The sequence below is a fragment of the Mycobacterium sp. pV006 genome (assembly GCF_041287115.1).
Classification (GTDB): domain Bacteria; phylum Actinomycetota; class Actinomycetes; order Mycobacteriales; family Mycobacteriaceae; genus Mycobacterium.
On the sequence record NZ_JBGGKT010000013.1, the window covers coordinates 1 to 20,041 of the forward strand.

A 20,041-nucleotide genomic window follows, 5' to 3' on the forward strand; every position below is an offset into this window, starting at 1 on the left:
CCACTTGAAATCCGTCATCGTTCCGTCCGTCCAATCTCCGCCAAGCATGCTCAAGCTTCACGATTTTTGCAACAGAGCCCGCGCAGCAGTGGCCGGTGATGCGTGACCTCGCGGTCTATGCCGACGACAATCCCGTCTGGGACTCGCTGTGGGTTTACGACCACTTCCACACCGTCCCGGTGCCCACTCGAGAGGCCACCCACGAGGCGTGGACGCTGATGTCGGCGTTCGCCGCCTCCACGTCCCGGATCAAGCTCGGTCAGATGTGCACCGCCATGAGCTACCGCAATCCCGCCTACCTCGCGAAAGTGGCTGCCACGACCGACATCATCTCCGGCGGCCGGGTGCAGATGGGTATCGGCGGCGGCTGGTACGAGCACGAATGGCGCGCGTACGGATATGGGTTCCCGTCGGCGGGCGTGCGGTTGGGCAGGCTCGACGAGGGGGTGCAGATCATGGCCGACGCCTGGCGGGAGGGCGTGGTCACCTTCGACGGCAAGCACTATCAGGTCGACGGCGCGATCGTGGCGCCCAAACCGCTGCAGCGCGGCGGTATTCCGCTCTGGATCGCCGGGGGGGGAGAGAAGGTGACGTTGCGTATCGCCGCGAAGTACGCGCAGTACACCAACTTCACCAGCGAGCCCGAGGGATTCGCCCACAAGTCGGAGGTGTTGGCCGGGCACTGCCGGGACGTGGGCACCGACTTCGACGCGATCGTGCGTAGCGTCAACATCAACGCGGTGGTGGGTGGCTCCGAGGCCGAGGTGAAGGAACGTCTCGGTCGGGTCCGCTCCCGGATCAGTGGGTTGAGTGGGGACGCCGCCGCCGACGCGATGCTGAACTCGATGAGCACGCCGCAAGCCGGCAGCGGCACGCCTGAGCAACTCGTGGAATCCCTGCAACGGCTGCGTGGTCTCGGCTGCGAGTACGTGATCTGCTACTTCCCCGAGGCGGCCTACGACCGGTCGAGCATCGACCTGTTCGCGCGCGAGGTCATTCCCGCACTGTCCTGACGGCGGACGGACGGGGTTTCCCGCGAGCAAATACTGTCAGCGGCGTCGATTCCGTTACCGGCGGTCGCAGATGTGGCGGTGACTCACCACGCGTCGACATCCGGCCGTCACAGGTGCTCGGTCCGTCGCCGCGGACATCCGGGCCGGCTGACCGTCGCACCTATCTGCAGTGCTAACTCTGTTGCCATCGATGCCAGAGCCGGCTGATCGGCCGTCTGTTGTTCGGGTCGGGACGCATGACGGACCTTGTTGTGAGAGTTCTTACGGCACCGTTGGGGGCGACTCGGTACTGTCGCAGCAGTAAAATTTGCTGGTAGACCTCTACTGTGCACGTTTTGTTGCGTGGAGACTTTCATTAGCAGTTAGCTGAAATTTGCCTATTTCTTCCGAATGAAATTTTTCGCGGGATTTCGGAATTGGCGTCGCGGAATTGCCTAAGCTCAGTTTTGCTGGCTCGGCATGCGACGGATCGTGCAGTGTCAGCAAAGCAGCGCGAGTGGTTGTGGCAGGAAGTGGGTGGCGACGACGCGTTGGGAGGCGTGACGTCGGCATTCAACTCCAGCGAATCATCGAAGCGTCGCAGCTACGCGGCTGGACAACTGGATGTGCCCCGGGGGGCCGTCGCAGCAAATGGAGGACAGCTATGTGTGCGACCCCGGCCCGACACCGCGCCCCCCGTCGGGACCTCGGCAGGAATCGAGCGTTCTGGGCGGCCGGCGCACTGCCGACCTCAGGTGGCGGTCAGGCCAGGCACGCCCGGACGCAGGCGGGGAGGTACGCCCCGCCGATCGGTCGGGTGGGCGCTCTCGCGATGGCGCTGGGCATCGGGTTCGCCGTGGTGAACTCCACCGGAGTCGCCTACGCCGAGACCGACGGTGACTCGTCGGTCTCGGCCAGCCGTGACGACGACCGCTCGTCCTCGCCGCGGCGGGCAGGTGCCGACCGTGCCGCGCCCTCGCGATCCGGCAGCACCGACACCGACCGCGACGCGCAGGAAACCGATCCCGCCGGCGAAACGGCCGACGAGCTGGAACTCGATGACGTGGAGGTCGACGAGGGCCCACCCGCCGACGAGACCGAACCCCCGCTGACGGAAGCCGAGCCCGCGGCAAGTCCGACCGGAGCGGCGCCGACCACTGGCGCCGAGCGCAGGGCGTCGGCCCGGCAGGCCCAGCAGACCTCGACACCGGACGAAACTGCCGCGGCGACCGAACAGACGCGGGACGACGCCGACATCGACGCGCCGGTGGACGCCACACTGCAGACCGACCAAACTGGCATCGACGAAGCCGACGAAGCCGACGACGCCGTCGACGCCGTCGAGGAGCGAACCGCCACCGTCGACCTGACGGTCGGCACGCCCGATGCCACACCGGCCGACGAGACGACCGTGCCCGTCGAGCCCGCCGAGAGCACCGAGCAGAACGTCGAGACCGTCGGCGTGATGACGACACTCGTGTCGAACCTCGTGTCCCCGTTCGCGGATCCGTCCGCGCCCGCGCGCGCACCCTGGTTCGATGCATTGCTGGCCTGGGTGCGCCGGCAGATCACCCACACCTTCTTCAACCGGACCCCGGTGTGGGGACCGGTCGAGAGCCAGCAGTTGCTCACCGGGCAGGTCGAATTCGACCTCAACGCCTGGGACCCCAACGATGACCCGCTGACCTACAAGATCAGCCAGCCCGAACACGGCCTGGTCACCCGAAATCCGTTGACGGACAAGTTCGTCTACACACCGCTCGTGCCGGTCACCGGTCAACCGCTGCAGGACAAGTTCTACGTCACGATCAGCGACTCCTCGGAACACCTCAAGGGCATCGGTGGGATGATCCAGGGAATCTTCCACTCGCTGGCCCGGATGATCGGACTCGCCCAACCCGACGAGGTCACCCTGGCCGTGTCGGTGACGGCCAACCCCATCGTGGAGATTCCGCCCGTCGTCGTGGTGACCCCGGTCGCGACCGGCCTGGTCGGCACCGAGGTGAAGATCAGTCCCGTCGTCGTGGTCACCGATCTCGACTCCGACAAGCTTGTCTCGGCCACGGTCACGATCCGTGATCCCGAACCCGGAGACGTGCTGGATTGGGGCGAGCTGCCCGAAGGTGTCACGGTGTCCGTCGGAGACGGGACGGTCACCTTCACCGGCCCGGCGACCGTGACGGCCTATCAGCAACTGCTGCAGACGGTGACCCTGCGATCCGACGACATCGGCATCAAGACCGTGACGTTCGCCGTGGTCGACGACCAGGGCAAGGCGAATCTGGCACCGGCGGCGACGGTGGTCACGATCGTGGGGCTGCCGGTCGAAGTGCCGCCGTTGGTGCTGGTTGCCCCCGTGGCCGCCGGCCGTACCGACTCGCCGATCCAGGTGAGTCCCATCGTGGTGATCACGGATATCGATTCGGACATCCTGGCCTCGGCGACGGTACGGATCACCGATCCGGCTGAGGGCGACACGCTGAGTTGGGGCGCACTGCCCGAAGGGGTGAGCGTCGACTCGGGACACGGCTGGGTGACCTTCACCGGGGACTTCTCGGCCGATGTGTATCAGCAGTTGTTGCAGTCGGTGAGACTGACGTCCGACGCGCCGTCTCTGAAGTCGGTGTCGTTCTCCGTGGTCGACGGCGATGGCAATCCCAGCGTCGTTCGGGCGCTCACCGCGGTCACCGTGCTGGGCCTGCCGGTCGACGTACCGCCCTTGATCGTGGTGTCCCCGGTCGCCGTCGGTGCCGCGGGCACGCCGATCAAGCTCAGTCCGGTCGTGATGATCACCGACCTCGACTCCGAGCGATTGCGTTCGGCCACCGTCACTCTCGGCGAACCCGAGGCGGGCGATCTGCTCGACTTCACCGCGACCTTGCCCACCGGGGTCAAGGCGACCTACGCCGGCGGGGTGCTGACCTTCACCGGAGAAGCCTCGATCGCCGCTTACCGGGCGATCCTGGAGTCGGTCACCCTGACCTCCGCCGGCGCCGGCTTGAAGGCGGTCAGCTTCGCCGTCACGGACATCGAAGGCAACAAGAGCGTCGCGCCCGCAGGCACCGTCGTCACGGTGCTCGGCGTCCCCGATGTCGTGACGGCTCCCGTGGTCGTGGTGACCCCGGTGGCCGCGGGCGTGGTCGGCGCACGGATCAAGGTGACGCCCATCGTGGCGATCACCGATCTGGACTCGCCACGGTTGCGTTCGGCCACCGTCACTCTCGACGACCCCGACGACGGAGATGTCCTCGGCTTCACGGCGGCACTGCCGACCGGGGTCGGCGCCGACTTCGCCGATGGTGTCCTGACATTCAGCGGCGTCGCATCGGTCGAGCAGTACCGTGCGCTGCTCGCCTCGGTCACGTTGACGTCGACGACGGCGGGAATCAAGGCGATCAGCTTCGCCGTGACCGACGAGGAAGGGCACCCCAGCAGCCTCCCGGCCGGCACTCTCGTGACCGTCGTCGGAGTGTCCGCGGAACTACCGCCGTTGGTCCTCGTGTCACCGGTGGCTGCGGGCCGGGCCGGTTCGCCCATCACGGTGAGCCCGATACTGCTGCTCACCGATGTGGACTCCGAGCAATTGCAAACGGCGACAGTGAAGATCACTGATCCGGCAGACGGCGATGTCCTGTCCTACACCGGCGATCTACCCACCGGTGTCCGGGTCGGTTACTCCGCCGGAGCACTCACCTTCGACGGGCCGGCGTCGCTGGCCGACTACCAGCGGATGCTCGCGGCGGTCACACTGAGCACCGCTGACGCGGGCGTGAAGACGGTCACCTTCTCGGTCACCGACGTCGAGGGCAACACCAGTAAGGTCCCGGCCGTCACCCTGGTGACGGTCATCGGTCTCCCGGATGTCTCCATGCCGCCGGTGATCGTCGCGACCCCGCTGGCAGCCGGCACCGTCGACAAACCCATCAGGGTCAGCCCGGTCGTCGTGATCACCGACCTCGACTCCGACTACATCGGCTCTGCCACAATCACACTCGGCGATGCGGAAGAAGGCGACCGGCTGGCCGTCGGCATCGCGCTGCCGACGGGGGTGGATGCCGACTACACGGACGGCATCCTCACCCTGACCGGGAAGGCCACCGTCGACCAGTACCGCCAACTTCTGCAGTCGGTGACGTTGACCTCGGCGTCGGCCGGAATCCGGACGGTCAGCTTCTCGGTCACCGACTTAGAGGGCGCCCCGAGCCTGCTGGAGGCCGCAACGCTGGTCACTGTGGTCGAACTGACCGCGGATGTACCGCCCCTGGTGGTGGTGGCACCGGTGGCAGCCGGACTCACCGATTCACCGATCGTGGTCAGCCCCATTGTCGTGCTGACAGATCCGGATTCCACGCGCCTGAAGTCGGCCACCGTCACGGTGCTGGACGCGCGTGATAGCGACGTCCTGGGCTTCACTGCGAGCCTGCCGACCGGCGTGGATGTCAGCTACGCTGCGGGCAGTATCACCTTCTCCGGCGGTGCGACGGTAGCGGCCTATCGCGAACTGTTGCAGTCGGTCACGTTGACCTCGACCACCGGCGCGGTGAAGGCCGTGAGTTTCTCGGTCACCGACGACGAAGACAACGTCAGCGTGATCCCGGCCGCGACCCTGGTGACAGTCGTCGGTCTGCCCGGCGGGCTGTCGATCGCCCCGGTCGTGGTGGTGTCGCCGGTGGCGGCCGGAACCACCGGAGAGCCCATCCAGGTCAGCCCGATCATGCTGATCACCGATCTGGATTCCGACCGCATCCGTTCGGCCACAGTCACTCTCGCCGATCCCGGGACCGGTGACGAGCTGACGGTCACCGCCGATCTCCCCGAGGGTGTGCAGGCGAACTACGCCGGTGGCGTCCTGACGATCGTCGGGACCGCCACCGTGGAGCAATACGAGGACATACTGCGCTCGGTGACGTTGACCACGGACACGCCGGGTGTGAGGGCGGTCGGCTTCGAGGTCATCGACAGCGACGGTGCCGAGAGCCTGGTGGCAGGCACCCTGGTCACTATCGTCGGTCTGCAGACCGAAGTCCCGCCGCTGGTCCTGGTGGCGCCGGCCGCCGTCGGCCTCGCACGGTCGGCGATCCGCCTCAGCCCGATCGTGGTTGTCACCGACCCTGATTCGGATCTGCTGAAGTCTGCGGTGATACGGATCTCCGACCCCGGCGACGACGATGTGCTGGCGGTCACCGGTCCGCTGCCGACCGGGGCGACCGCGGTGTACAACCAAGGCACGCTGACCATTTCGTGGGATGCCACCACCGCGCAGTACCAGGACATCCTGTCGCGGGTCACGTTGACGACCCCGAACGGCGGGATCAAACACGTGTCGTTCACCCTGACCGATGCCGAGGGGCAGCCGAGTGTGGTCCCCGCGGGAACCATCGTGACGGTGGTCGGCTTGTTGGATCTCGCCGTGGATCCGGTGGTGGTGGTCTCGCCTCTGGCTGCCGGAACGGTGGGCGACGCCATCCGGGTCAGCCCCGTGGTCGTCATCACCGACCTCAGCCTCGCGCTCATGGAATCGGCAACCGTGTCGATCGAGAACGCCGACGCCGGTGATCGTCTCGAATACACGGCCCCGTTGCCGCAGCGCGTGAATGCCGAGTTCAGCGATGGCGTGCTCACCTTCACCGGTCCCGCCACCGCCGACGAGTACGCGGCCCTGTTGGCATCGGTGACTTTGACCTCGGAGACGGCCGGGCTGAAAACACTGAAGTTCGCCGTCACCAATGCGCTGGGCCTCGACAACGCGCTCGCCGCGACGACCGCGGTGACCGTCCTGGGGTTGCCGGACATCGAGTTCCGTCCGCTGGTCGTGGTGTCCCCGGTCGCTGCCGGCGTGGTGGACAAACCCATCCGGGTCAGCCCACTGGTGGTGATCGAGGACCTGGATTCGACGCACTTGCGTTCTGCGAAGGTGACTCTCGTCGGCGCCGACGCGGACGACGTGCTCGCGGTCACCGCCGCGCTACCCACCGGTTTCACTGCCGGCTACGCCGGCGGAGTGCTGACCATCAACGGTGAGGCCACCCTCGAGGTGTATCAAACCCTGCTGAGTTCGGTCATGCTGACGTCGGCGACCGCTTCGATCAAGACCGTCACCTTCGAGGTGACCGACATCGGTGGCGCCACCAGCGCCATCCCCGTACCGACGCTGGTGACCGTCGTCGGAGTACCGCAGGTCGCGTTGGCCCCCGTGGTGGTGGTCTCGCCCCTCGCGGCGGGACTTGCCGGATCGGACATCACCGTCAGCCCGCTTCTGCTGATCACCGATCTCGATGCCTCGCAGATCCGTTCCGCGACAGTGCGGATCGAAGGCGGCGCGCCGGGAGACGTGCTCGGCTTCGACGACGCATTGATCGACGGACTTTACGCCGACGGGCTGCTGACCTTCAGCAGCACCGCATCAGTTGCGGACTACCAGACGGTGCTGCGGTCGGTGACGCTGACCGCGACGACGCCGGGAATCCGCACGGTGGTCTTCGAGGTGGAGGACGACACGGGCAAGACCAACGTCGTGCGCGCGGCGGTCACGGTGACGGTGATCGCTGTGCCGGACGTGTCGCTTCCGCCGTTGGTCGTCGTGTCCCCCGTGGCCGCCGGCAGGACCGGTTCCCCGATTGTCGTCAGTCCTGTGCTCGTCGTCGCGGACGTCGATTCCGCTCTGCTGCGTTCGGCGACCGTCACTGTCGACGGGTATCGCAGTGGTGACGTCCTGGGCTTCGACGCGGACCTGGCCAACGGGTTCTCCGTCGACAACACCGACGGTGTGCTGACCTTCACCGCCGACGCCACCCCCGCGCAGTACCAGGCACTGTTGCGCTCGGTCACTCTGACCGCCACCGACGGTGGCATCCGGTGGGTCGAGTTCGAGATCACCGACCCCTCAGACAAATCCAACCTGATCAGTGCGCGCACAGCGGTGACGGTTGTCGGGATCACCGGCACGTCGATCCCACCGGTGGTCGTGGCCTCGCCGGTGGCGGCCGGCCTGGTCGGTTCCAGCGTGGCCGTGAGTCCCGTATTACTGATCGCCGACGTCGACTCGACGCAACTGCGTGGCGCGCGAGTGATCCTTTCCGGCTTCGTCGAGGGCGATCTGCTCGAGGTGACCGCAGACCTGTCCACCGATGTGGGTGTCGATTACTCCGACGGAATTCTGACCCTTACCGGTCCCGCCACGGTCGCCGAGTATCAGGAAGTCTTGCGGTCGTTGACGCTGACCTCGGCGCAGGCCGGTACGAAGCTGGTGACCTTCGAGGTCACCGACATCGGGGGTGCACCCAGCGCGCTGACGACGGGCACCGCCGTGACCATCATCGGGCTGCCGAGCGCGGCACTGGCTCCGTTGGTCGTCGCGGCTCCGGCCGCGGTCGGCGTGGTGGGCCGTGCCGTCACCGTCAGTCCGATCGTCGTGATCACCGACCTGGATTCCACCGGACTGACCTCGGCGGAGGTCTGGATCGAGAACTTCACCGACGGAGATGTCCTCGCGCACAACGCCGTTCTGCCGGACGATGTGGAAGTCACCTACTCCGACGGGGTACTGACCTTCTACGGTCCCGCAACGTTGGTGCAGTACCAGGCATGGCTGGAAACCGTGACGTTGACATCGACCGCTGACGGCGCGAAGACGATCGGGTTCGCAGTCACCGACAGCGGCGGGAAACGCAGCGTGGTGCCGGCCACCACGACGACGGTCGTCCTGGCCACTCCCGCAGCGTCGTTGGACCCGGTGGTGGTGGCCGCGCCGGTCGCGGTGGGCGTGGTCGGACGACCCGCCGAGGTGAGTCGGGTCGTGGTGATCAGCGACCTCGACTCTGACCGGATCGAATCGGCGCGCGTCGAGCTCGAGAACTACGCAGAAGGCGATGTTCTCAGTTACACCGGATCGAGGCCGAACGGCGTCAGCGTCGACTTCGACCGGGGGGTCCTGACTATCAGTGGTCTCGCAACCGTCGAGGAGTATGCGCAGATGTTGTCGGGAGTGACGCTGACATCCGCGTCTGCCGGACTGCGCACGCTCACCTTCACCGTCACCGACGAGGATCTCAACACCAGCAAGGTGCCCGCGGGTGCCGTGGTGACGGTGATCGACGCACCGGAGGCAGCGCGGGCGCCGTTGGTCCTGGTGGCACCGGTGTCCGTCGGTACCGTCGGCAGTCCGATCGAGATCAGTTCGGTGGTGGCGATCGCCGACCTGGACTCCGACCGCATCTTGTCGGCCACCGTGCGGCTGCTCAACGGGGCCGCCGGCGATGTCCTGGACTTCGGCGGAGAGTTGCCGACCGGGGTCGGGATCGACATCACGGCCGGCGAGATCACGTTCACCGGAGGGGCTTCGGTCGCCGACTACGAGCGGCTGCTCTCGGAGGTGACGCTGACGGCGCAGGCGGAGGGACTCAAGACCGTCACGTTCAGCGTCACCGACCTGGAGGGGCATCCCAGCACCGTTGCCGCCATCACCACGGTCACCGTTGTCGGCATCCCCGATGTGTCGATCCCTCCGGTGGTGGTGGCGACCCCGGTGGCCGCGGGCACGGTGGGGTCACCCATCACCGTCAGCCGCTTCGTGGCTCTCGCGGATCCCAGTTCCGTGGGGCTGCAGTCGGCCATCGTGACGGTCGAGGGCGACAGCGCCGGAGTCGTGTTGGGCTACACCGCTACCCTGCCGGCGGACATGGTGGTGCAGAACACCGGTGGTGTACTGACCTTCAGTGGCGCGGCCTCCGTCGACGAGTATCGCGAGTTGTTGGAATCTGTCACGCTGACCTCGTCCACGGGCGGGGTGAAGACGGTGACCTTCGCGCTGGTCGACTCCACGGGCAAGCCGAGCGTGGGCGCGGCAGTCACCCTGGTCACGGTCGTACCGGCTGTCTCGGCGCCGATCGCGCCGGTGGTCGTGGTGGCGCCGGTGGCCGCGGGCGTGGCGGGCCAACCCATCAGGGTCAGTCCCATCCTGGCGATCGCCGACGTGGATTTCAGCCTGATCGACTCTGCCCGAGTCGAACTCGCGGAGCCGCGAGCGGGCGACACACTCGACTTCACCGGTGTGTTGCCCTCGGAGGTCACTGTCGAGTATGTCGACGGCGGGCTGGTCTTCGATGGACCCGCGACCGCCGAGGAGTATCAGGAGCTGCTTTCCTCGGTGACGCTGACCTCGACGGACGCAGGTCTGCGCACGGTCACCTTCACCGTCGCCGATGTCGACGGCAACCAGAGCCGGATGGCGGCGGCCACGCTGGTCACCGTGCTGGGTCTGCCTGCACTGGCCGCCCCGATTGTGCTGAGCTCGTTGATCAGCGTGAAGTACACCGCGGGAGCGGGCGCGGTGGCGGTCGATCCCGGGCTGGTGGTGCTCGATCCTGATATGAGCGAGATCTCGGGTGCGGTCGTGCGGATCCACGACGCCGATCCCGGCGACGTCCTGAACTTCGGTGCCACACCTCGGGATGTGCAAGGGGTTTACGAAGACGGAGTGCTGACGTTCGTTGGTACCGCCTCGGCTGCGGAGTATCAGGAGCTGCTCCGGACGGTGACGTTCTCGTCGGGATCGTCGGCGCTCGCGGACATCAGGATGATCGAGTTCACCGTCACCGATGTCGACCAACGGGCCAGTCTCCCGACGTCGGTCGCGGTCGCGGTCGTGTCGCTGCCGGTGACGGCCACCCCCGTCATCGTCACGTCGTTGGCCAACGTCGACTACACGGCAGGGAGCTCGGCGGTGGTGGTCGACTCCAATCTGCTTCTGCTGGACTTCGATTCGGATGTGATCGCGGGAGCCGTGGTACGGATCGTCGGCGGCGCCGCCAACGGCGAGAGCCTGGGATTCACCATGCCGGCAGGTTTCGACCTGGACTACACCTACGGCGGGGGAGTGCTGACCTTCACCGAGGCGGCATCGAAGGAGGTGTACCAGGAGCTGCTGCGGTCGGTGACGTTCACCGCCCCGGAGGGGGCGCTGGCCACCATCAAGACCATCTCGTTCGTCGTCACCGACGACCAGAACAACACCAGCGCACCGGGTTTGGTCGCGGTGACGGTGGTCAAGGCGCCGGTCGGCGTCGCACCTTTGGTTGTCACCTCCGGAGTGAATCTCGGCTACACGGCCGGCGACGACCCGTTGTCGGTCGATGACAACCTGACGTTGTTGGACCTCAATCCCCTCGACATCGCGAGCGCCACGGTCAGGATCTCCATCGGCTATGCGGCCGGAAAGGACTTCCTGACCTATGACGAGGTGCTGGCCGGTGAACTCGGCGTGGACGGGTCATACGCGAACGGGGTGTTGACGTTCACCAACGCCGCGTCGATGGACGATTACCAGCGATTGTTGCGCACGGTACAGATATCCAGCGATTCATCGGCGCCGGCTGCGCTCAAGACGGTGACGTTCCGGGTCACCGACGTGAACGGGGCGCAGAGCCTTCCGGGTTCGGTCGCTGTGGCCGTGCTCGCGCTCTCGCCCAATGTTCCCCCACTGGTCGCCACCATCCCGGTTGGGCCGATATACACCGCCGGCAACACCCCCGTCGCGGTGAACCCGCTGCTGACGGTCGGTGATCTCGATCAGGACGACTTGACCGGTGCGGTAATCAAAATATCCGCCGGGTTCTCCGAGAACGATGTCTTGACCTTCACCAAGCCGGAAGGAAGCAATATCTCCGGTGGATTCGACCCGGATACAGGGACATTGACGCTGTCCGGACCGGGTACGGCCGACCAGTACCAGCAGGCGCTGAGGTCGGTTCAATTCGCTTCGAGCGGGACGCTGTTGGCGTCGGTCAAGGTGGTCTCGTTCACCGTGACCGACGCGCGCGGAGCGACGAGTCCGCCCGGGTTGGTGACGCTGACCGTGGTGGCCAACACTCCGCCGCTGATCACCGCGGTGCTGCCGGTCAGTACCTACAGTCTCACTTTGGGGTCTTTGCTGACGCTAAGTCCAGCGACCACGATCGTCGACGAGTCGTCGTACCTGCAGAGTGCGACCGTCACCATCGGCGGCGTGCACAACAACGACAACTTGTCGTTCACGCCGGTGGGTGACGTCGTCGGCGCCTACCAAGACGGCGTCTTGACGCTGACTGGATGGGGCACACCGGCCGAGTACGCACAGGTACTCAGTTCGGTCCGATTCAGCACCAGTGGTGTGACGTCAGTGGGACTTCGCACGGTCACGTTCCGAGTGGTTGATATGCAGGGTCTCTCGAGCAACGCATCGGGGTTGGCGCTCACTGTCATTGTGTAGCGACGTCAGATCGCCGGTCCCAGTAGGTCGTCGGCGTCTTTGATGACGTAGCCGTAGCCCTGCTCGGCCAGGAAGCGCTGGCGGTGCGCGGCGTACTCGGCGTCGAGGCTGTCGCGCGACACCACGGAGTAGAACACCGCTCCGCCGCCGTCGGCCTTCGGGCGCAGCAGCCGGCCGAGTCGCTGCGCTTCCTCCTGACGTGACCCGAAGGTGCCCGAAACCTGCACGGCCACACTGGCTTCCGGCAGGTCGATGGAGAAATTGGCGACCTTGGAGACGACCAGGGTGCGGATCTCGCCGCGCCGGAAGCCGTCGAACAACGCCTCGCGCTCTGCGGTTTTCGTCGACCCCTGGATGACCGGTGCGTCGAGTTCGGCGCCCAGCTCGTCGAGTTGGTCGAGGTACGCACCAATCACCAGGGTCGGCTCGTCGGGGTGGCGGGCCAGGATCGACTTCACCACCGCGATCTTGGTGTGCGCTGTGGCGCACAGCTTGTAGCGTTCGTCCGGTTCGGCAGTGGCGTAGAGCATCCGCTCGTTGTCGGTCATCGTCACGCGGACCTCGATGCACTCGGCCGGGGCGATCCAGCCCTGGGCCTCGATGTCCTTCCACGGCGCGTCGTACCGCTTCGGGCCGATCAACGAGAACACGTCGCCTTCGCGGCCGTCCTCCCGGATCAACGTCGCGGTCAGGCCGAGGCGTCGTCGAGACTGCAGGTCGGCGGTCATGCGAAACACCGGTGCCGGCAACAGGTGCACCTCGTCGTAGATGATCAAGCCCCAGTCGCGACTGTCGAACAACTCCAGATGCTTGTATTCGCCCTTGGTGCGGCGGGTGATCACCTGGTAGGTCGCGATGGTGACGGGCCGGATCTCCTTGCGTTCGCCGGAGTATTCTCCGATCTCGTCTTCGGTCAGGGACGTACGCGCGACCAGCTCCCGCTTCCACTGCCGTCCGGCCACGGTGTTGGTCACCAGGATCAGCGTGGTGGCGCCGGCTTTGGCCATCGCGGCCGCACCCACCAGAGTCTTACCGGCGCCGCACGGCAACACCACCACGCCGGAGCCGCCCTCCCAGAACGAGTCTGCGGCCATCTGCTGGTAGTCGCGCAGCTGCCACCCGTCCTGGGCCAGATCGATGGGGTGCGCTTCACCGTCGACGTAGCCCGCCAGATCCTCGGCGGGCCAACCGATCTTGAGGAGCATCTGCTTGACGCGTCCCCGCTCGCTGTTGTGCACGATCACGGTGTCGTCGTCGATACGCGCACCCAGCATCGGAGCGATCTTCTTGTTGCGCAACACCTCTTCGAGCACCGCGCGGTCCAGACTGACCAACGTCAGGCCGTGTGCCGGATGCTTGACCAGCTGTAGCCGGCCGTATCGGGCCATGGTGTCGACGATGTCCACCAGCAGGGGCTGCGGCACCGCGTACCGCGAGTATGTCACCAGCGCGTCGACGACTTGCTCGGCGTCGTGGCCGGCGGCGCGCGCGTTCCACAGCGCAAGGGGCGTGATGCGGTAGGTGTGGATGTGCTCGGGTGCGCGCTCCAGCTCGGCGAACGGCGCGATCGCCGCACGCGCGGCCTGCGCCTGCTCGTGGTCGACTTCCAGCAGGACGGTCTTGTCGGATTGGACGATCAGCGGGCCCTCGGTCATGCGGCGCCTCGTCGCTGATGTCGGTTTTCGGTCACGTTTGTCCATTATCCAGAGCGGCGTTGGGTGGGCGGGTCACGTGCGGCGTCCCGATGTCGGCGCGCTGGTGTGAAACATTGCGACACGCCGGAACCGGTGTTCGTTTACCGGTCATACGCTACGAAATGTTGCGTTATCATTAATGTTGCTAGGTACGATTAAAGCCCAGTTAAGGGCGCTAGCAGCATGTGCTAGATAGTTGCGTGGACAACCAATTTCATCTTTTTTGTGACCTCCGTCAATTTTTTGCTCTAATCTCATCCTGGCGAACAGAAGCACCTGCTGACGTTCGGCGCAGAACAGCACGGGGGACAGCTGAGGGGGCTCAGCGCGACCGACGGAGGCCGACCGCATGACCGCACGACCAGCTCGCCATCGCACCGACGCGTCCGCGGAGGCGTCGACCTTCTGGGCGGCCCGGGAACTCCTGGCCGACGCTGCGCCGGGTGGCCGACCCAGGCACGCGCGCAAGGTGACTTCCAAGTACGCCACCCACGTCGGGCGGGTTGGTGCCTTGGCGGTGTCCCTCGGCATCGGCATCGCGGTCGTCAACTCGGCGACCCCCGCGTATGCGGAAACCGATACTGATTCCGGCACCTCGTCGGCATCGTCTTCGTCCTCGTCGTCTGCGTCGACCTCCGAATCGTCTGTGTCGACCTCCGAATCCGCCTCGACGGAATCCTCGACGTCCTCGAGGCCCTCCGTTCGCACCGGGACCCGCGCCGAACGCGCCGAAGCCCGTTCACAGGGCGCGCTCGGCTCCAGCGACGTCGACGAGGCCGATGAGGTCGAGGTCGACGACAGCGAGGACCTGACGTCGTCGGTCGACGACAGCGTCGAGCCCACGACGAGTGGCAAGAGCACCAGCGCCGGCACCGACGTTGCCGACGTCGACCCCACTCCGGCCGACGACCAGAACGACGACACCGCACCGGTGATCGACGTCGACACCGCCGACCCGTCGGCCACCGATGACGGCACCACCACGACCACCACGACCACGAGCGCCGCGACCACGACCGTGACGACGACGATGTCCGGTCGCGCCGCTGCCCGAGCAGCCGTCTCCAAGACGGTCGAACCGGAGACCCAGACACAGGAACTCACCGAGACCAACGTCTTCGGTGCGGTGATGAGCACCGCTCTCGGTGGCGTCCTCGACACCGACGCCCCGGTGTCGAACCCGATCAACGACGCGATCTTCGCCTACGTGCGACGGCTGATCAATCACACGTTCTTCAACAAGGCCCCGGTCGTGCGCGACGTGACCACGACCCAGGTCCTCAACACGGTCGTCATCGACATCGACGCCTACGATCCCAACGGCGACCCGCTGACCTACGACATCATCCAGCCCGAGGGCGGCATCGTCGTGCAGGTGCCGTTCACGTCGAAGTTCATCTACACGCCGGGCCTGCCTGTCATGGGCGACCCGAAAACCGTCGAGTTCCAGATCGTCGTTCGTGACGACTCGGAGCACCTCACCGGTGCTCTCGGCGCCATCCAAACTCTGCTGCACGATGTGGCCCGATACTTCGGCCTCGCCGAGACCGACAATGTCACGCAGACGGTGTCCTTCGAGATGAAGCCGCTGTTGGACTTGCCTCCCGGCTTGATCGCGGTCGGCAACATATTGCCCTACCAACTCGGTTCGGATCCGATCGCACTCCTCACAGGCGCAACAATCGAGGACCTCGACTCCGACACGCTCAAGCGGGTGGAGGTGAAGTTCGCGGCGGGCGATGTCGCCGGAGACGCCCTGCACTTCGTCGACACCGAAGACATCAAGGGGTCGTGGAATCCGGAAAGCAAGACGCTGACACTCTCCGGTGACGCGTCGCCGGCCGCGTACGAAGCCGCGCTGAAATCGGTGACCTTCAGCGCGACCTCGGTCGGGTTGGTGGGCCGAATTGTCGCCATCACCCTGGTTGATGAACACGACAACAAGTCGCTGCCGTTCCCCGTCACGGTGACGGTCATACCTGCGGTGCTCAAGGCACCCGGGCTCGTCGCCCTGCCGGGGCTGCCGTACCGGATCGGGGATGCGCCGGGCCGGGTGCTGTCAGTCGCCGAGATCGTCGACCCCGATTCGGCTAACCTCAAGCGGGTCGTTCTGGAGATCATCGGTGGACTTCGCGCCGGCGACGTCCTCGGTTACATCCAACCCGAGGATTCGAACATCAAGCCGACCTGGGATGCAGACGCCGGCACACTGACTCTGGAAGGCGTGGCGTCGATCGCCGCCTACGAGGCCGCGCTCAAGGCGGTGACCTTCAAGGCGACCGAGCTCGGTCCGTTGTCCCGAACGATCACGATCAAGCTGGTCGACGAGGATGGAACAGAAGGCCTGCTAGACACCCCGGTGATCCTCGGGGTCTTCGCCGCTCCGGAGCTCCCGTTGGCCATCGTGCCGGGAGTGGGCCTGCCCACCTACACGATCGGCAAGCCCGCGGTCCGGCTGCTGTCCTCGGTCAGCATCCACAACGCCGACGACGACACCCTCACAGGTGCGACCGTCACCATCGCGATCGCGCGGTTGAGCGGTGACAAACTCGTCTTCACAGGCGCCCAGGTGGGCAACATCCAGGTCACCCAGACCAACGACTACACGCTGAAGCTGTCGGGTGTGGGTTCGGTCGCCGAGTACGAGCAGGCGTTCAAGCAGATCGCCTTCAGTGCAACAGAATTGGGTCTCCCCCGGACGGTGACGTTCACTGCTGTCGAGTCCGACGGCGACGACACCCCGGTGCCCGCCCCGCTGGTCGTGACCGTCCTGCCGGCCGTGGCGCCGACCGTGGTCGCCCCGTCGCTGGGCATACCGGTGTACACCATCGGCAAGCGGGGTGTCGTCCTGGCGCCGACCGTGCTGATCGGTGATCTCGACTCGACGCACCTGACCAAGGCCACGATGAAGATCACGGTCAACAAGGAGGCCGGTGACAAGCTCTCCTACACCAGAATTGACGGCAATCCCATCACCGCGTCGTGGGATGGGACCACCCTGACCTTGCAGGGCACCGCCACCATCGACCAGTACCGTGCGGCTCTGGAGTCGGTGACGTTCGAGACCACCGAGGGTGCCGGACTGTTGAACACTCGGATGGTGGAGATCCACGTCTGGGATGACTCCAACGTGCGCTCGTTGGTTCACGCCAGCGGTGAAGTCATGGTCAAGAACCCGGATAGACCGTCCATCGTGACGCTCGGACTGTCGGGGCTGGTACTCCCCAACGTCGGTGAGACGGTCAAGCCGATCACCTCGGCGACGATCATCGACCCCGACTCGACCGTGCTGTACGGTGCGTCGGTCAAGATCACCAACAACTACGTCAACGGCGACACGCTGGCTTTCGCAACCATTGCCGGTAACCCGGTCACGGCGACGTTCAACTCCGCGACGCGCGAACTCACGCTGTCCGGCACGGCCACACTTGCCCAGTACAAGCAGGCCCTGCAGAACGTCACGTTCAAAGCGAACAGCTACGGGGGCGGAACATTCTCCATCAGCCACACCCGCACCCTGACCATTCAGGTGAAAGACGACTCCAACCTCGAGGCCGCACTGCCGGGCACCGTCCTGGTGACGATCTACCGGTAGTCAGCCGGAGTCGGCCGACACCACCGACGTGACGCGGTGGATGGCGAACTCGCGGACGCGCCCGGACGCCGGGTCGTACGCGGTGAGCTGTCCACCGCGCACGTTGATCGGGGCGACCACCCGTTGCGTCGCGACACCTGCGGGGTCGACGTAACCGATCACCACCGAGTCTCCGTGGTGCGCGGCCTGTTGCAGCTCCGAGATCGCCACCGCCGGATCGAGCCGTAGACCCGACGACGGGGCCGCGGCCACCTTCCGCAGGACGGCGACGATCGCCGCCAGAGTCTGGTCGGTGGGCGGGGTGTGCTGGCGGTAGCCACGTCGCCGAACCGGTGCGGCGACCCGCGTCCCGCGGGTGCGCAGGTCCACGATCGCGCCGGTGGAATCCTCTGCAGCAGGAGCGAATCCGGCGCTGCGCAACGCGTTGAGCACCTCACCGATGCCGGCCTGCGAGACCGCCACCGTCGGCGCGAGCAGGCGCAACTCCACCGTCTCGGTGGCCGGTGCGGCGACCGCCTGGGCCAGCAGGGCGGTGTCCTCGCAGCGCACGAAGGACGTCGCCATCCCCACCCGCAGCTGACCGTGCCGGCGCGCGACGTCGTCGATCATGTACGTCAGCGCCTGCGGCACAGGGGTTTTCGAGTGCTTGGCGAACAGTGCATGCAACTCCCCGGCGGTCTTGCCGGTGTCCAGCGCGCGTCGTACCGAAGCCTCCTCGATGCGGTAAACCATTGCGGCACCCGCGGATTCGACATTCGCCACGGCGGCCAATTGTTCGGCGAGGTCGCGTTGCAACGGGCCGGGGACGACCACGGTGAGGTCGGCCTGCACCAGGAAGTGGTCCAGCGGAGCGGGCAGCACCTTGGCCATCGCGGCGATCACCGCATCGTCATCGCCGCCGTCGCGCAATACCCGGACCGGGCCGGCCAGCGCCCCGCGACCGACCACGCCGACGGCGTGGGCTTCAGTCAGGAGGTCGGCCACCGGCCCCGGTTGCAGGCGAGCCGACCACCGTGGCCGCTGCCAGACCATCGCCTCGGCCGCGGAGGCCGCATCGACGCCGGCTCCCACCGGCAGCTCGGCGAGAACGTCGAGCAGCAATTGTCGATCCAACGGCGCAGCGGTGGAGAACAGGGAATCCGACAGCGCCGCATAGGGTTTGTCCTCAGGGCTGCGGGTGCCGACCAGGCTGGGCCGGCTGGGCAGCGCCAGCCAGGAGGTGGCCAGCAGATGCCATTGAGCGGCGGTCGAGGATTCGAGGAAGCGATCGGCTGCCACCGTCGGCGCCCAGAAACTGCCGGTTCCGTCGGCAGGGTCGGGTTCGGGCACTCCGGATGCGATGAGCCCGGCACCGGCGCTGACCTCGAGCAGCAAGCCCAGCCGGCGTTCCTCGATACCGGTGAGCTTGGTCAGCCGTTTGACCTCGCGCACCCCGAGACCGCCGCTGCGTAGCTCGGGAACCGGTGTCGCACCGAGGATCTCGATCAGCATCTCGACTTCGCGAAGCAGATCCAGCGCGGCCCCCGCGGCGACTGCGTCCACGTCGGACCCGGAGGTCTGCGAACGGATCGGATCCGGTCGGGTCAACGTCGCCGGACCCGGCATCTCGTCGCGCAGGACCTGACCCACCAGGCGCGGCAGGATCACCGTATCGGCGTCGAGGCGGCGCAGCAGCCCGGCGGCCAGGAGCCGCTGGACCGGTCGGTCGGGGGGCGCGTCGGGTAGGGCGTCGCGGGTACGTCCGACCGGTGAGCCCTCCAGCAGCTTGTCGAGCAGATCGCGGGAAGCGTCGTCGGTGCTCTCCAGCGTCGCGCGGATGTCGCTGTCCGACAGAGCTCCGTTCTCCAGCGTGGCCTGGCCGGGATACCACGGCAGACACCCGGCTGCTTCGGCGACGACCCGCAGCAGGCCATCGGTACCCCAGACCAGGGCACGCTCGGTCAGGCTGTCCACCGCGCCGGTGACGGTGGCCTCGTCGATGCCGAGGCGCTCGGTCACGGCGGCGATCGGCACCGCGAGGGTGTCGGCGCCCAGCGTCAGGAGCGCATCGAGCACCGTCAGCTGCAGGTAGTTCAAGTCGTCGGTTGCGGCTTTGACCGACTGCCGGGCCGCAGCACGGGCGGCCAGGGCAGCGATCGTCCCCGGTGGGGGCTGGGTGAGGTCGGGCCGAAGTCGCAGCAACCGGATCAGCCGCTCGTCGTCAAGATCGGCCAACCAGACGCCCAACGGCACGCCTGGAGTGTTCGCACTCATTGCTGACCAGCGTAAAGCAGCCGCCCCACCTGGCTTGCCCGTGAGGCGTTTGCCACAATGGCTGCGTGGCTGATGACAAGAAGAACCGTTATGTCGACCCAGGCTGGCCCACGGTGGATCCCGACGATCACGCGGTCAGCGAACTGGCCGCCGATCGTGCCGGCGCCCTGTCGCCCTACGGCGACCTGACGTTCCCGCTGCCGGCCGACGAGTTGCCGTTTCTTCAGTCAGCAACCGTCGTCAATCGATAGCGCGTCCGATC

At 66.5% G+C, this 20,041-nt stretch carries 6 protein-coding genes; 4 read left to right on the forward strand and 2 right to left on the reverse strand.

The annotated features are described in order from the left end of the window. The first annotated feature begins 62 nt into the window (after positions 1-62). Positions 63-1,013: an LLM class F420-dependent oxidoreductase gene (locus tag ACAG25_RS18860; protein ID WP_370490112.1), complete on the forward strand. Its 951-nt coding sequence runs from the start codon at positions 63-65 to the stop codon at positions 1,011-1,013. A 796-nt stretch (positions 1,014-1,809) separates the two neighbouring features. Beyond that, a complete protein-coding gene (locus ACAG25_RS18865; RefSeq protein WP_370490002.1) occupies positions 1,810-12,237 on the forward strand; it encodes a hypothetical protein in 10,428 nt (3,475 codons plus the stop codon). A 5-nt stretch (positions 12,238-12,242) separates the two neighbouring features. Here the strand turns inward: ACAG25_RS18865 and ACAG25_RS18870 are convergent, their stop codons facing one another. Then, positions 12,243-13,892 carry a DNA repair helicase XPB gene (locus tag ACAG25_RS18870; protein ID WP_370490003.1) on the reverse strand — a complete coding sequence of 550 codons (1,650 nt, stop codon included), beginning with the start codon at positions 13,890-13,892 and terminating at the stop codon, positions 12,243-12,245. Between the two features lie 388 nt (positions 13,893-14,280). Between ACAG25_RS18870 and ACAG25_RS18875 the strand changes: the two genes are divergently transcribed. Next, positions 14,281-17,526: a hypothetical protein gene (locus ACAG25_RS18875; RefSeq protein ID WP_370490004.1), complete on the forward strand. Its 3,246-nt coding sequence runs from the start codon at positions 14,281-14,283 to the stop codon at positions 17,524-17,526. On the opposite strand, the gene ACAG25_RS18880 is transcribed toward ACAG25_RS18875, so the two are convergent. Continuing rightward, complete coding sequence (locus ACAG25_RS18880) at positions 17,527-19,779, reverse strand: helicase-associated domain-containing protein (protein WP_370490005.1); 2,253 nt, start codon at positions 19,777-19,779, stop codon at positions 17,527-17,529. A 65-nt stretch (positions 19,780-19,844) separates the two neighbouring features. On the opposite strand from ACAG25_RS18880, the gene ACAG25_RS18885 reads away from it, so the two are divergent. Next, on the forward strand, positions 19,845-20,030 hold the full coding sequence (locus ACAG25_RS18885) for a hypothetical protein (protein WP_370490006.1): 186 nt from the start codon (positions 19,845-19,847) through the stop codon (positions 20,028-20,030). Positions 20,031-20,041: the final 11 nt, after the last annotated feature.

Coding starts and splice junctions, on each gene's coding strand:
- ACAG25_RS18870 (WP_370490003.1), bottom strand. CDS start 13,892: ATGACCGAGGGCCCGCTGATCGTCCAATCCGACAAGACCGTCCTGCTG.
- ACAG25_RS18875 (WP_370490004.1), top strand. CDS start 14,281: ATGACCGCACGACCAGCTCGCCATCGCACCGACGCGTCCGCGGAGGCG.
- ACAG25_RS18880 (WP_370490005.1), bottom strand. CDS start 19,779: ATGAGTGCGAACACTCCAGGCGTGCCGTTGGGCGTCTGGTTGGCCGAT.